The following is a 14,534-nucleotide window of genomic DNA, read 5'->3' on the forward strand; positions in this document are numbered from 1 at the left end:
GGGATGAGCGAAACGAAAATCTTCTCCCAGGCCGGCGCGGGCGCCTGGACGGCGACGCCGGACGGCAACAGGCGGCGCGTTCTCCTGCACACGGATGAACTGATGATGGTCGAGTTCGCCTTCGACAAGGGCGGCGTCGGCGTCCTGCATTCGCATCCGCATGTACAGGCAAGCTACGTCGCCGAGGGCCGCTTCGAAGTGACCATCGACGGCCGGACCGAAATCCTCGAGACGGGCGGCAGCTTCATCGTGCCGTCCGGCCTGGTGCACGGTGTCAAGGCGCTCGAGGCGGGCCGGCTCGTCGACAGCTTTACGCCGCACCGCGCCGATTTCCTCGCCTGAGGGCCGACCTGCGATGAGCGACAGGCGCTCGTTTCGGCGCGCTGTTTCCAAATGAAAAACCCGCGCCTCCGGAGAGGCGCGGGTCTGTTGCCTGGGCGCTTGCGCGCCGCGGTACTCGAAACGTGGCCGCAGGAGATGGAGCCTGCCGAATCATGGTGAAGATAGGCTTAACGCGCGGACCATGTGATTGCGCCCGCATGTGATCGCGTCGCTGGCGGCGGGCGGTGCACGGCGTTCAAGTCATGTGCCTGAGCAGGCCGAAAAGCCGTTCGAAGGTCTTGCCGTAGGGCGGACGCAGAAGGCTTCCCGCGCTCAAGCGCGACTGCAGGAAAACCGGCTTCTCCTTGCTGAAGGTGCGAAAGCCCCATTCCCCGTGATAGGCGCCCATGCCGCTGGCGCCGACGCCGCCGAAGGGTTGGTTCTCCTGCACCAGATGCAGCATGCAATCGTTGATGGTGACGCCGCCGGCGATGGTCTCGTGCAGAATGCGTTGCCGGTTGCCGCCGTCTCGCCCGAACCAGTAGAGCGCCAGCGGCCGGTCGGCCCGGTTGACATGGGCGATGGCGTCGTCGATCCCGGCATATTCGAGGATCGGCAGCACCGGCCCGAAAATCTCCTCGCGCATCAGCCGCAGGTCGGGATCGGCGTTCCTGACCAGGGTCGGCGGCAATTTGCGGCCTGTGGCGCCGAACGCCTCGCCGGCCGGGTTGATTTCGGTGACATCGGCGCCGGCGTCGCGGGCTTCCGCGATCATGGCCCGCAGGCGCTGATAATGTCGGTCGCTGACGATGGCGGTATAGTCCGGATTGTCGCGCAGGCTGGGGTAGAGCTTCGCCATAGCCGCCGCGAGTTTCTCTGCCACGATGCCTGACTGTCCCTTGGGCACCAGCAGGTAGTCCGGCGCGATGCAGGTCTGCCCGGCATTGAGGAGCTTGCCATAGGCGACGCTGGCCGCCGCCGCATCGAGGTCGCATGAGGGGTCGAAGATCGCCGGCGACTTGCCGCCGAGTTCCAGCGTGACCGGGGTCAGGTTGGCCGCGGCGGCCAGTGCGACCTGGCGGCCGACGGCCGTCGAACCGGTGAACAGCAGGTGATCGAAAGGCATCGACACGAAAGCCTTGCCGACCTCCGCGTCGCCGGTGATGACGCCGAGTTCGTCCGGTGCGAAATGCTCGGCGGCCAGGCGCGCCAGCAGTGCTGAAAAGGCGGGCGTCAATTCGGATGGTTTGACCAGCACGCGATTGCCGGCGGCGAGCGCCGCAATGACCGGCGCGACGGCGAGCTGGAAAGGGTAATTCCAGGGCGATACGATGCCGACGACACCGAGCGGCTGCGCGACGAGCCGGTTCCTGCCCGGTAGGAACGGCAAGGTGGTGGCGACGCGGCGTTCCTGAATCCAGCCTTTCAGGTGGGACAGTGCGTGGCGGATGCCGGCCCGCACCACGAACAGTTCGGCAAGGCGGGTCTCATGCGCCGAGCGGCCGCCGAAGTCGGTGTCGATTGCCGCGCAGATGTCGGCCTCATGCCTCTCCGTGAGCGCCAGCAGCCGGGCGAGGCGATCCTTGCGGACATCGAGGCCCGGAAAGGGCTGCGCCTCGAAGGCGGCGCGCTGCTGCTTGAAGCGTTCGCCGAGAGCATCCTGTCTGGTCTGCAGCATCGCTCTCTCCCTGGTCGTCCCGGGCAAGCTTACATCGCAGCACGTGAGAGAATCCAGCAGGGGTGCTGATGTCGCAAGGGAAGGCAGCCCCGCGCATCCGCGGATAGCGTTCCGGCGATCTTCGCTTTAAGAACGTTGCCTCAGCCAAACGGGGACCATTGCGAGATGCCAATATCGACGGCGAGCGTTCCGCCGGATGCACCAGACCCCAAGCAACGCGTGTTGAAGGACGTGTTCGGCTTCGACGATTTTCGTCCCGGCCAGGCCGAAATCATGGACGCGCTGCTGGGCGGACGCCATGTGCTGGCCGTCATGCCGACGGGTGCGGGCAAATCGCTCTGCTACCAGGTTCCGGCGCTGGTCCTGGGCGGCCTTGCCATCGTTGTCTCGCCGCTGGTTGCGCTGATGCAGGATCAGGTCGCGGCGTTGCGCCTTGCCGGCGTGGCAGCCGATACGATCAACTCCTCGATCGAGCGCGAGGCCAATGTCGCGGCATGGCGCCGTGTCGCCTCCGGCCAGACGCGCCTGCTCTACCTCGCGCCGGAGCGGCTGATGACGGAGCGGATGCTCGACGCGCTGGCCAGGCTCGACGTCAGCCTGATCGCCATCGACGAGGCGCATTGCATCTCGCAATGGGGTCCGGCGTTCCGGCGCGAATATGAGGATCTGTCGCGGCTGCGCTCCATTTTCCCGCAAGTGCCGATCATCGCGCTGACGGCGACGGCGGACGAGGCTACCCGCATCGATATCGAAGCGCGTCTGTTCGCCGGGCGCGCCGAAACCGTGGTGCTGGGTTTCGACCGGCCGAACATCAAGCTTGCCCTTGAGGCCAAGCAGGACAGCAAGCGCCAGTTGCTGCGCTTCGTCGAGCGTCACGCGGGCAAAAGCGGCATCGTCTACTGCCTGTCGCGCAAGAAGACCGAGGAGATGGCGGCTTTTCTCGAGAAGAACGGCGTGACCGCGCTCGCCTATCACGCCGGGATGAGCAAGGAGGCGCGTGAGGCGAACCAAAACGCTTTCATGACGCTCTCCGGCGTCGTCATGGTGGCGACCATCGCCTTCGGCATGGGCATCGACAAGCCCGACGTCGCCTATGTCTTCCACACCGACCTGCCGGGCAGCCTCGAAGCCTACTATCAGGAGATCGGCCGCGCCGGCCGCGACGGGCGGGCAGCCGAGGCGCATATGCTCTACGGGCTCGGCGATATCCGCATGCGGCGCCTGTTCATCGACGACGAAGAATCATCACCTGAACACAAGAAGCGCGGGCATCGCCGGCTCGATACGTTGATCGGCTATTGCGAGGCGGTACAGTGCCGCCGGCAGATCCTGCTCGGCTATTTCGGCGAACAGGCAGCGCCCTGCGGCAATTGCGACAACTGCCTCGACCAGGCGCCGCGCGCCGATGGCGGAGCGGAAGCGCGGATCATCCTGACGGCAGTCGCGCAGACCGGCGAGCGCTTCGGCGCCGCCCATGTCATCGACATACTGCTCGGCCAAGAGACGGAGAAAGTGCTGGCGAGAGGCCATCAAACGCTGACCAGTTTCCGGGCCGGCGCGGCGCATAGGAAAACGGTCTGGCTGTCGCTGATCCGGCAACTGGTCGCTGGCGGATTCCTCGTGCCGGATCCTGACGGCCATGGCGGCCTCGCCATTTCCGAAAGCGGCCGCGCCCTCGGGCGCGGCGAGGTTGCGTTCCATTATCGCGTCGAGACGCGGGACCCTCTCGCGCGCGGCAGGAAGCGTTCCGGGGAAGGCTCCGCCGCCAGCACCGAGGGCGTGGATGCATCGCTGCTGGGCGCGCTCAAGGCGCTGCGGCTGCGGCTGGCCAAGGAGCGGCAGGTGCCGGCCTATGTCGTGTTCTCCGACCGCACGCTGATCGACATGGCCGAACGCCGCCCGCGCGACCTCGACGCGTTCGCCGAGGTGAATGGCGTGGGAGCGGCAAAGCTTAGGGAATTCGGGGAAATTTTTCTCGCCGCGATTGCCGGGCATCATCCGAATTGAGCTGAACCGGTCGACGCGTCACGCACAGGCTACAGCGGGCAAACTGTCACCCATGTCTCCGGGCTGTACAGGAAGCAGAAATGGCGGAGACAACGAGAGAAAATTCGAACCCGCCCGCTGACTGAACCGATCCTGCGAAGCTCGAAGAGCGAAGCAGGATGGCGGAGAGGGAGGGATTCGAACCCCCGATGGGCTTGCACCCATGCCGCATTTCGAGTGCGGTGCATTCGACCACTCTGCCACCTCTCCGCGGTCATGGTCGGCCGTTGCCGGCGCGGCGCACTAGATAACGGCTGAACGGGCAGGTTACAAGGCCAAATCCGCCGGAAAGTCAGCTTGCGTCAGAGGCTGGCCCGGAGCGACGCGGTCCCGACCGCGGTAGACGATGTCAGCCACTTCGCCGGCCAGCAATCCGGCCAAGATTTCGAACTCGGGTTAACGAGGCCTGAGGACGCCAGTCCGGCAGTGCCGGCGACCTCCTAATAGGAATTTTTTCTTGACGGGGTGAAGGCAACTATGGTAGATATCTGATCATGGTGCTGAGTTGCGCCAGGGACCCGCCGCACAGGCGGGTTTTTCCGTTCAAGGCTCCATCACCAGCGCCCCGACGAAGGCTCCGAAGGAACCCGTTAGCCCGGATTCGTTGCCCTGAGAATCTGGCCGTTTGCCTTGACTCGCGACAAACCTTCGGTTAGGGACAGCGCGCAATCGGCGTGGAGGGTTCTTCCGCGCCGCTTGTTTTTTGAACCCGCAGACTGACAAAAAGACGGCCGAACCGCCACAGGCGGTTCATCGAGGCCGACCGAACAGCGAAAGGCAAAAAATGTTCGCAGTCATCAAAACGGGCGGCAAGCAGTATCGCGTCGCCGCCAATGATCTCCTGAAGATCGAAAAAGTCGAAGCCAATGTCGGCGATATCGTCGAGATCGGCCACGTGCTCGCGCATGGCGAGGGCGAGAATGTCACGTTCGGCGCACCGTTCGTCGACGGCGCGGTTGTCACCGCCGAGGTCGTCGAGCAGGGCAAGAACCGCACGGTCATCGCCTTCAAGAAGCGCCGCCGCCAGAATTCGCGCCGCAAGATCGGCCATCGCCAGTTGCTGACCACGGTCAGGATCTCCGAGATCCTGCTGGGCGGCGCCAAGCCGGCCAAGAAGACCGCTGCCAAGGCGGAAGCCAAGGCCGAGGTAGCCGCCGACGCGGCGCCGAAGGAAGCCAAGGCCAAGAAGGACGCCCCGAAGGAAGAGGCAAAGGCCGAGACCGCGGCAGCGCCGCTGTTCAAGGCGCCGAAGGGCGAGCCGGACGATCTGACCGTGATCAAGGGCATCGGCCCGGTCGCCGCCAAGGATCTCAACGAACAGGGCATCATCACCTTCGCCCAGCTCGCCAAGCTGACCGAGAAGGATGTGGCCAAGATCGACGAGAACATGCCGTTCAGCGCCGACCAGATCAAGGACTGGCGCGAGCAGGCCAAGGAACTGGCAAAGAAGTAAGGCGAACCGGCGCGAAACGTCGCCGGATCGGACTTGAAACGGAACGCGAACGCGTTCATAAGACCATTCAAGCGCCCTTGGGCGCATCGGAGTTAGTTAGATGGCACACAAGAAAGCTGGCGGCTCGTCGCGCAACGGTCGCGACTCGCATTCCAAGCGTCTGGGCGTGAAGAAGTTCGGCGGCGAAGCCGTCATCCCGGGCAACATCATCATTCGTCAACGCGGCACCACCTGGCATCCCGGCGTCAATGTCGGCATGGGCACGGATCACACCCTTTTCGCGCTCGAAGCCGGCGCCGTGACGTTCAACAAAAAAGCCAACGGCCGAACCTACGTATCGGTCAACCCGATTACCAAAGCAGCGGAGTAGCCGGTTCCGCACCACAACACCGGCAGCCCATCTCGGGAACCGGTGTCTGGAAGCCAGAAGGTTTGGCAAAGCCAGGAAAAGGATCAGGGGAGATGGGTTTCCATCTCCCTTTTTTCTTGTGCCTGGAGGACTTTGACATGGTTGCCGAAGCGGAAGACTCAGAAGACGAAAGTTATGCGATCGATTGCCCGGTGCTGGTGACCGAGCGGCTGGTGATGCGGGCTCCGCGCGAAAGCGACATCGCGCAATTGGTCGAGCTCGCCGACAACCGTCATGTCGCCGAGATGCTGGCGCGCATGCCGCATCCCTATGGCGAGGCCGAGGCACGCGCTTTCCTGGCCATGACCAAGTCGCGCCGCGCCGGCATCGCCTATGCGCTGACGCTGGCCGGCACCGAAAGCTTCGTCGGCTGCGCCGGATTGAACACCACCGACCGCGGACTGGAGCTCGGCTACTGGATCGGAGAACCCTACTGGAAGCGCGGCTTCGCCACCGAGGCATCGCACGCCCTGGTCGATCTCGCGTTCCAGCGGACAAACATCCAGGTGCTGCATGCCTCGACGCGGGTCATCAATCCGGCCTCGCGCCGGGTGATCCACAAATGCGGGTTCCAGTACGCCGGCCAGGGCATGCTGAACTCGATCGTCGCCGGCCAGGTGCCGGTCGAACGTTACCGCCTCGACCGGAAGACATGGACCAGCCTGCGCAACTGGGTGCATTTTTGATGTGTGCCGATATTCAGGTGAGGCCGGCCTGCAAACGCTGATTTTCTGCGCTTCCGGTGCTCGCGTACTTTAAGTACGCTCCGCTCCGGTTCTCGAAAACCAACGTTTTCGGCTCGGCCTGACCTGAATCTCAGCACACATCGGCGCTGGGCCTCTGGTCAAAGGTTCGGAAAGAATCGTGCATCGATTTGGGCTCAGCCCAGTTCGGCCCATACCGGCAGATGGTCCGAGCCAACAGCCTTTCGGTCGACCCACAGGCGCTTCAGCGACCGGGCAAGCGAGGCGCTGGTGAAGATATAGTCGATACGCTTGTGGCGGTCGGTATTGCCGGGGTCCTTGGGGTCGACCCAGCTGACGAGATCGTCGCCGGCGACATTGAGGCGCACGGCGGCGTCGACGGCGAAATCAGCGGTCAGCGGCATGCCGAATTCGTGGTCCGGCCGGCCGGCGAGTTCGACATATTCGGGCGATCCGGCCAGCATGTTGAAGTCGCCCATGCCGACGAAGGCCTCGGGGTGCGGCAGTTCCGGCAGGCCGATCTCGGCGACGCCGGACAGCGCGCCGCCTTCAAGCGCATAGTTCAACAGGCGCCGGCGCAGGAACTGGATCTGGCTGGCGCGCTCGACCGGGCTGCGGTGATCGAGATGGATGGAATAGAAGCGGATGAAACCAAGCGGCGTCTCGATCAGCGCCTCCAGCGCGCCGCGCTGGAAGTTCATCATCTCGAAGCTGCGGCTGCGCGGCAGGAGCAGGTTGCGCGACAGATGAATGGGCGTCTTCGACAACACCATGTTGCCGAGCTGGAAGGTGGTGGTGATGGCGCGGCCGTTTTCGATGCGCGAGCCGATATTGGCCTCGAAATTGCTGCCATAGACGGCGAAATAGTCGGGCAGCGCTTCGCCGATCTCGGCGACCATGTCGCGTCCGCCGTTCCTGGGATTGTTGCGGGTGACCTCCTGCAGCGCGATGACATCGGCGCCGCGCACGGCGTCGGCGATACGCCCGACATCGTACTGCCCATCGAGGCCGATGCCGTACTGGATGTTGTAGGTTACAAGCTTCATGCCGACATCTCCGGCCAACCCCACGCGGCCACTGTCACAAAACGGCCTCGCCCTTCGCCGCGCCTTGGTTTAGAGCAAGGCGCAAGGTTTAGAGCAATGCCGCAAGGCCAATAAAGAAACTGCTGTCCGATGAAATTTCTCGATCAAGCCAAGGTCTATGTCCGCTCCGGCGACGGGGGCGCGGGTTCCGTGTCGTTCCGGCGCGAGAAATTCATCGAGTTTGGCGGACCGGACGGCGGCGATGGCGGCCGCGGCGGCGACGTCTGGCTGGAAGCGGTCGACGGGCTGAACACGCTGATCGACTACCGCTACCAGCAGCATTTCAAGGCCAAGACCGGCACTCATGGCATGGGCCGCAACATGACCGGCGCCAAGGGCGCCGACGTCACGCTGAAAGTGCCGGCTGGAACGCAGGTGTTCGAAGAGGACAACGAGACGCTGATCTGCGACCTCACCGTGGTCGGCCAGCGCTTCCTGCTGGCCAAGGGCGGCAATGGCGGCTTCGGCAACCAGCACTTCAAGACCTCGACCAACCAGGCGCCGCGCCGCGCCAATCCGGGTCAGCCCGGCGAGGAGCTCAACATCTGGCTCAGGCTGAAGCTGATCGCCGATGCCGGGCTGGTCGGGCTGCCCAATGCCGGCAAATCGACCTTTCTCGCCTCCGTCACCGCCGCCAAGCCGAAGATCGCCGACTATCCCTTCACCACGCTGCATCCCGGCCTGGGGGTGGCACGCATCGATGCGCGCGAATTCGTCATCGCCGACATTCCCGGCCTCATCGAAGGCGCGCATGAGGGCGTCGGCATTGGCGATCGCTTCCTTGGCCATGTCGAGCGCACGCGCGTGCTGCTGCACCTGGTGTCGGCGCAGGAGGAGAACCCCGGCAAGGCCTACAAGACCGTGCGCGCCGAACTCGAAGCCTATGGCCATGGCTTGACCGACAAGGCCGAGATACTGGCCCTTTCGCAGGTCGACACGCTTGATGCGGATGAGCGCAAGAAGAAGGTCGCGTCGCTGAAGCGCGCCGCCGGCCGTGCGCCGATGCTTCTGTCGGCGGTCACCGGCGAAGGGGTCGAAGCGGTGCTGCGCGCGCTGATGGCGGTGGTAGCCGAAGCGCGCGACGCGATCGCGGCGCCGGTCGACACGCGCTGGGAAAAATAGCATGACCGTGCAGTCGCTGAAGAAATACCGGCGCATCACCGTCAAGATCGGCTCGGCGCTTCTGGTCGACCGCACCGCCGGGCTGAAGCGCGACTGGCTGGCCTCGCTGGCCGACGATATCGCCGTGCTGGCTCAAGGCGGCGCGGAAATCCTGGTCGTCTCGTCGGGCGCCATCGCGCTTGGCCGTACCATTCTTGACCTGGGAAAAAGGGCGCTGAAGCTCGAGGAGAGCCAGGCGGCCGCAGCCGTCGGCCAGATCGCGCTGGCCGGCGCCTGGTCGGATGCGCTCGGCAAGGGCGGGTTGAAATCGGGCCAGATCCTGCTCACGCTTGGCGACACCGAGGAGCGCCGCCGCTACCTCAACGCCCGGGCGACGATCTCGACGCTCTTGAAGATGAAGGCGGTGCCGGTCATCAACGAGAACGACACCGTGGCGACCTCCGAGATCCGCTATGGCGACAATGACCGACTGGCCGCGCGGGTGGCGACGATGATGGGCGCCGACCTTTTGGTGCTGCTCTCGGATATCGACGGTCTCTACACCGCGCCGCCGGCGCGTGACCCGGAGGCCAAATTCGTCGCGGTGGTCGATCGCATCACGCCTGAGATCGAAGCGATGGCGGGTGCCGCGGCTTCCGAACTGTCGCGCGGCGGCATGCGCACGAAGCTCGACGCCGGTAAGATCGCCACTGCGGCCGGCACGGCCATGATCATTACCGCCGGCACGCGGCTTTCGCCGCTGATGGCGATCGAGCGCGGCGAGCGCGCCACCTTCTTCCGGCCGAGCGCCAACCCGGTGAAAGGCTACAAGAGCTGGATCGCCGGCCAGCTCGAACCGGCGGGAAGGCTGACCGTCGATGCCGGCGCCGTCGGGGCGCTGACATCGGGCAAGTCGCTGCTGCCGGCCGGTGTGAAGCTGGTCAGCGGCAATTTCTCGCGCGGCGATACGGTGGCGATCCTGTCGCCCGAGGGCCGCGAGATCGCCCGCGGGCTGGTTGCCTATGATGCGGCGGATGCCGTAAGGATCGCAGGCCTGAAGACAACCGAAATCGAGACCGTGCTCGGCTACGAGGCGCGTTCGGCGATGATCCACCGCGACGACCTTGTGGTCAGCCTCGCGGGCGACCAAGTAACGGGCGGAGGATGAGCCATGCTGAAGCTGCATGAAAAATCCCGGAACGATACAGTGGCGACGATGGCCGACCTCGGCCGCCGTGCCCGCGCCGCCGCACGACCGCTGGCCATCGCCACGACAGCCGCCAAGAACGCGGCACTTGCCGCCATGGCGGAGGCGATCATCGCCCGCGAGCGAGCCATACTCGACGCCAATGCCATCGACATCGCGAACGGGCATGAAGCCGGTCTGTCGGCGTCCTCCATGGACCGGCTGAAGCTCAATCCCGCCCGCATCCGCGCCATGGCCGAAGGCATTCGCGAGATTGCCGAACTCGGCGATCCCGTCGGCGACGTGATCGCCAGTTGGGAGCGGCCGAACGGCCTCAGGATCGAACGCGTGCGCACACCGCTCGGCGTCATCGGCGTCATCTATGAGAGCCGGCCGAACGTCACGGCGGATGCCGGCGCGCTCTGCCTCAAGGCCGGCAACCCGGTGATCCTGCGCGGCGGCTCGGATTCGCTGAACTCGTCTTCGGTGATCCACGCTTGCCTGGTCGACGGCTTGAAGGCAGCCGGCCTGCCGCAGGACGCCATCCAGCTTGTACCGACCACCGACCGCGCCGCCGTCGGCGAAATGCTGAAAGGCCTCGGCGGCAATCTCGACGTCATCATCCCGCGCGGCGGCAAGAGCCTGGTCGAGCGGGTGCAGACCGAGGCCCGGGTGCCGGTCTTCGCGCATCTCGAAGGCATCTGCCATCTCTATGTCGACCGCTCGGCCAAGCTCGACATGGCAGTCGGCATCGCCGTCAACGCCAAGATGCGGCGCACCGGTGTCTGCGGCGCGGCCGAAACGCTGCTGGTCGACCGTGCGGTTGCCTCCACCCACCTGGTGCCGATCCTCGACGCCTTGCGCGCCGCGGGCTGCGAGATCCATGCCGATGCCGAGGTGCTGAAGCTGTTCTTCGACGCCAAGCCGGCGACCGATGCCGACTGGGTCACCGAATATCTCGACGCCGTCATCGCGGTGAAGCTGGTCGACGGTGTCGCTGGCGCAATCGAGCATGTCGAGACTTTCTCCTCCCATCACACCGAGGCGATCGTCGCCGAGGACGCGCAGGCGGTGGAACGGTTCTTCAACGAGATCGACTCGGCGATCCTGCTGCACAACGCCTCAACGCAGTTCGCCGATGGCGGCGAGTTCGGCATGGGCGCCGAGATCGGCATCGCCACCGGCAAGATGCACGCGCGCGGGCCCGTTGGCGTCGAGCAACTGACCTCGTTCAAATACCGCGTGCGCGGCTCGGGACAGGTGAGGCCTTGACGCTTTTCGTCCAAAGGGCCTGAAGCTTGCGCCCAGCCACCCCCCTCTGTCCTGCCGGACATCTCCCCCGCAAGGGGGGAGATTGGCTGACATTTTTGGTTTCGCCGATCTTCAATGCTGCAAGATTTGTGCCTTCACCGAAGCTGCTAATCTCCCCCCTTGCGGGGGAGATGTCCGGCAGGACAGAGGGGGGTGCCTAGCGAATGCTTTCCCTGCTTGAGCAACCTATCCCGTCCAGCTACCTCAAAATGCCGCATGCCGGCAAAGGCCTTGCCGTCGGCCTGTTCGGCGGCTCGTTCAATCCGCCGCATGCCGGCCACGCGCTGGTCGCCGAGATCGCGCTCAGGCGGCTGGCGCTCGATCAGTTGTGGTGGATGGTCACCCCGGGCAATCCGCTGAAGAACACGCACGAGTTGGCGCCGCTGGCCGAACGGCTGCGCCTGTCCGAGAAGATCGCCAAGAACCCGAAGATCAAGGTCACCGCCTTCGAAGCGGCGCATCATGTGCGCTACACCGCCGACGCGCTGGCGCTGGTCAAGGCGCGCAATCCCGGCGTCGACTTCGTCTGGATCATGGGCGCCGACAGCTTGCGCGATTTCCACCGCTGGCAGCGCTGGCGCGAAATCGTCATGACCTTCCCGATCGCGGTCATCGATCGTCCGGGCGCGACGCTGTCGTTCCTGTCGTCGGTCGTGGCCAAGACCTTCGACTATGCCCGCATCGACGAAGGCGATGCGCCAAGGCTCGCCCGCATGAAGGCGCCCGCGTGGACCTTCATCCACGGCCCGCGCTCGTCGCTGTCGTCGACGGCTATCCGCGAGCAGGCGAAGGGCTGATCGGTACGCACAGCGCCCTTTCTTCGCAAGGAGGAAGGCAAGTCCGGCAATGTCGCTTTTGCGGCGGCCTTTCGTCATCGAATGGATGATCTTGCGCTGATATGACCACTCTCGTGAAAAACCAAACCGAAACGGAACCGAGGCACGGCGACACGCCCACGCCGCTGATCGCGATTGCCAGCGTCGTGGTGTCGATGGCGCTGATCGCCATCGGCAACGGGCTGATGTTCGCCTACATCCCCGTCCGGCTCGGCGTGGAAGGCTTCGATCCGACCTGGGCCGGTCTGATCGTCACCGGTCTGTCGGCGGGTGGTCTCGCCGGCTGCATCCTGACCGGACCGCTGGTGCGCAGGGTTGGCCATGCCCGCGCCTTCATGGTGCTGTCGGCGCTGATCGCGCTGTCGAATGCCGCAATCGGCGCCGGGCCGCACCCCCTGTTGTGGATCGCGGCGCGCGCGCTCTACGGCTTTGCCATATGCGGGCTTTTCATCGTCGCGCAGAGCTGGCTCAACGATGCCGTGGCCAACGCCATACGCGGCAGGGTAATGGCGGTCTTCTACGTCGCCTATGTCGGCGGGCTCGGCATCGGCTATGCGACACTGGCGCTGGTCGACATCAGGACGGCGGATGCATCGCTGATCGGCATAGCCTTCACCGCGCTATCCATCCTGCCCGTCGGGATGACCCGGCTGGCCCAGCCGCCGGCGCCGCAGGCGGCGTCGGTGGCGCTGCGCCGGGCCTGGCGGATTTCGCCGGTCGGCGTCGCCGGCATGCTGGCGGTCGGTGGCCTGTCCATGTCGATTTCCGGCTTCGCGCCGATCCACGCCACCGCGAAGGGGTACAGCCAGGCCGACGTGGCGCTGCTGCTTTCGGTGATGCCGCTCGGCACGCTGATCCTGCAGGTTCCGCTCGGCTGGATTTCCGATCGCACCGATCGCCGCTATGTGCTGGTCGCGGCATCCGCGATCGCCGCGGCGGCAGGGATGTTTGCGCTCGGCTTCGACGGCGGTACGCTGGCGGTGCTGCTGGTGATTTATGTGATGTGGGACGGCGCCTCGGAATCGATCTACTCGTTGGCCAGTGCCCACGCCGCCGACCGCGCCGGCAAGGACGACATGGTGGCGCTGTCGAGTTCCTTGTTGTTTGCCTGGTCGCTGTCCGGCTTCATCGTGCCGGGCATCGTGACCGCGCTGTCAGCCGTCTTCGGCACGCAGGCCTTCATCTATGTAACAGTGGTCATCGCCTGCGTCTTCTGCCTGTTCGTGCTTTTGCGCGTGTTCACCGCGCGGCCGGTGCCGGCAACCGAAACCGGCAGCTTCGCGCCGATGACGGCGCAAGCGCCATTGCCGGTGGAACTCGCCTTCGCGCCGGACGAACAGCACCGGCACAGGGGCGATTGACTATTGCCGGCGGGTTTCCGGCGCCGGGGCCTGCGGTGGCGGCAGCGGGATCGATATGCGTTCGCGGTCGAATTCCTGCTTGGCCCGCTTGGTGAGGTCGGCCTGGGCGGCGAAGAAATCCACCGATGATGTCCAGTAACGCAAGGTGATCGAGACGGTGCTTTCGCCCAATGCCGCGACAAAGGCGGTCGGCGCCGGCTCACGCTTGACGCGGCGCTCGACGGCGGCGATCGCAAGCAGCGTCTTCTGGGCGCGGTCGATGTCGTTCCAGGAGCCGATCGAGAGGGTGATGTCGCCGCGCCGCACGCCGTTGCGCGAAAAATTGCGCACCGGCTGGTTCCACAGCGTCGAGTTGGGCGCCAGGATGTAGACGCCTTCGGCGCTCCGGAGCTTGGTGGCGAAAAGGCCGATTTCCTCGATCGAGCCGGCAATGGACCCGACTTCGACGGATTCGCCGATGCGGAACGGCCGCAATGCCAAAAGCATGATCCCGGCGGCAATGTTCTGCAGCGTGCCTTGCAGCGCCAGGCCGATGGCCAGGCCGATGGCGCCGATCGCGGCGATGATCGAGGCCGTCTGCACGCCGAACTGGCCGAGCACCATGATGACGACCAGGACGAGGATGGCATAGCGGACGATCTTGGAAAAGAAGTGCCGCAGCGTCTGGTCAAAGCCATGGATGTGGCCCAGGCCGGCAAAGATCGAGCGCTCGGCAAAGCCGGCGACGATGTAGCCGACAACCAGAAGGATGACGGCGCCGACCGCCGAAAGCGAATAGGAGACAATGAGCGCGCTGAGCTGAGAGAGCCCCGCCTGCACGGTCAGGAGGGCATTTTGCGGGTCGATCGGCATAATGGGATTCCGGTTGATCAATCAGCCGATAACCCCTGCGGAACGCCTGGGTTCCGATCTTTTGCGTGTCGCGCGGAACAAGCGGAGCCTCAATGAGTTCGCATGGAAGCGGGGCTCCGTCTTGAAACTGCAACGGAACTCTGCCTATCTAAGCGGTGTCACCCGCTTTCAGGGGTGATTTGGTTGTTCTT

13 protein-coding genes and 1 tRNA gene are annotated in these 14,534 nt (G+C 65.0%); 10 read left to right on the forward strand and 4 right to left on the reverse strand.

The features are described 5' to 3' along the window. Positions 1 to 3: 3 nt before the first annotated feature. Positions 4 to 342 carry a cupin domain-containing protein gene (locus FJ949_RS03770; protein WP_140492998.1) on the forward strand — a complete coding sequence of 113 codons (339 nt, stop codon included), beginning with the start codon at positions 4 to 6 and terminating at the stop codon, positions 340 to 342. A gap of 235 nt (positions 343 to 577) precedes the next feature. On the opposite strand, the gene FJ949_RS03775 is transcribed toward FJ949_RS03770, so the two are convergent. Continuing rightward, complete coding sequence (locus tag FJ949_RS03775) at positions 578 to 1,999, reverse strand: coniferyl aldehyde dehydrogenase (protein WP_140493001.1); 1,422 nt, start codon at positions 1,997 to 1,999, stop codon at positions 578 to 580. A 165-nt stretch (positions 2,000 to 2,164) separates the two neighbouring features. Here FJ949_RS03775 and recQ point away from each other — a divergent pair, with 165 nt between their 5' ends. Further along, complete coding sequence (gene recQ, locus FJ949_RS03780; protein WP_140493004.1) at positions 2,165 to 4,006, forward strand: DNA helicase RecQ; 1,842 nt, start codon at positions 2,165 to 2,167, stop codon at positions 4,004 to 4,006. 159 nt (positions 4,007 to 4,165) lie between these two features. On the opposite strand, the gene FJ949_RS03785 is transcribed toward recQ, so the two are convergent. After that, positions 4,166 to 4,255 (reverse strand) — tRNA-Ser (locus FJ949_RS03785). A gap of 574 nt (positions 4,256 to 4,829) precedes the next feature. Here FJ949_RS03785 and FJ949_RS03790 point away from each other — a divergent pair. The 3 genes from FJ949_RS03790 to FJ949_RS03800 all read left to right on the forward strand — a co-directional run bounded on the left by FJ949_RS03790 (position 4,830) and on the right by FJ949_RS03800 (position 6,593). Further along, positions 4,830 to 5,498, forward strand: a complete 669-nt coding sequence (locus tag FJ949_RS03790) for a 50S ribosomal protein L21 (protein ID WP_140493007.1) — start codon at positions 4,830 to 4,832, stop codon at positions 5,496 to 5,498. A 100-nt stretch (positions 5,499 to 5,598) separates the two neighbouring features. Continuing rightward, positions 5,599 to 5,868: a 50S ribosomal protein L27 gene (gene rpmA, locus FJ949_RS03795; RefSeq protein WP_140493012.1), complete on the forward strand. Its 270-nt coding sequence runs from the start codon at positions 5,599 to 5,601 to the stop codon at positions 5,866 to 5,868. Between the two features lie 137 nt (positions 5,869 to 6,005). Then, a complete protein-coding gene (locus FJ949_RS03800; RefSeq protein ID WP_181171626.1) occupies positions 6,006 to 6,593 on the forward strand; it encodes a GNAT family protein in 588 nt (195 codons plus the stop codon). A 194-nt stretch (positions 6,594 to 6,787) separates the two neighbouring features. Here FJ949_RS03800 and FJ949_RS03805 read toward each other — a convergent pair whose 3' ends face one another. After that, positions 6,788 to 7,657: an endonuclease/exonuclease/phosphatase family protein gene (locus FJ949_RS03805; RefSeq protein WP_140493018.1), complete on the reverse strand. Its 870-nt coding sequence runs from the start codon at positions 7,655 to 7,657 to the stop codon at positions 6,788 to 6,790. Between the two features lie 129 nt (positions 7,658 to 7,786). Here FJ949_RS03805 and obgE point away from each other — a divergent pair, with 129 nt between their 5' ends. The 5 genes from obgE to FJ949_RS03830 all read left to right on the forward strand — a co-directional run bounded on the left by obgE (position 7,787) and on the right by FJ949_RS03830 (position 13,491). Next, entirely contained in the window at positions 7,787 to 8,818 is a 1,032-nt protein-coding gene (gene obgE / locus FJ949_RS03810) for a GTPase ObgE (protein WP_140493021.1), read from the forward strand. A gap of 7 nt (positions 8,819 to 8,825) precedes the next feature. Beyond that, complete coding sequence (proB, locus tag FJ949_RS03815) at positions 8,826 to 9,965, forward strand: glutamate 5-kinase (RefSeq protein ID WP_140493503.1); 1,140 nt, start codon at positions 8,826 to 8,828, stop codon at positions 9,963 to 9,965. 3 nt (positions 9,966 to 9,968) lie between these two features. Further along, positions 9,969 to 11,255 (forward strand): glutamate-5-semialdehyde dehydrogenase, encoded by a 1,287-nt coding sequence (locus tag FJ949_RS03820; RefSeq protein ID WP_140493024.1) that lies wholly within the window; start codon positions 9,969 to 9,971, stop codon positions 11,253 to 11,255. 248 nt (positions 11,256 to 11,503) lie between these two features. After that, positions 11,504 to 12,091, forward strand: coding sequence for a nicotinate-nucleotide adenylyltransferase (locus tag FJ949_RS03825; protein ID WP_140493506.1), 588 nt, complete (start codon positions 11,504 to 11,506; stop codon positions 12,089 to 12,091). 101 nt (positions 12,092 to 12,192) lie between these two features. Beyond that, positions 12,193 to 13,491, forward strand: coding sequence for an MFS transporter (locus FJ949_RS03830; RefSeq protein ID WP_140493027.1), 1,299 nt, complete (start codon positions 12,193 to 12,195; stop codon positions 13,489 to 13,491). Here the strand turns inward: FJ949_RS03830 and FJ949_RS03835 are convergent, their stop codons facing one another. Beyond that, a complete protein-coding gene (locus tag FJ949_RS03835; RefSeq protein WP_140493030.1) occupies positions 13,492 to 14,343 on the reverse strand; it encodes a mechanosensitive ion channel domain-containing protein in 852 nt (283 codons plus the stop codon). Positions 14,344 to 14,534 lie beyond the last annotated feature (191 nt).

The organism is Mesorhizobium sp. B2-4-1 (genome assembly GCF_006442185.1).
Taxonomy (GTDB): Bacteria; Pseudomonadota; Alphaproteobacteria; order Rhizobiales; family Rhizobiaceae; genus Mesorhizobium.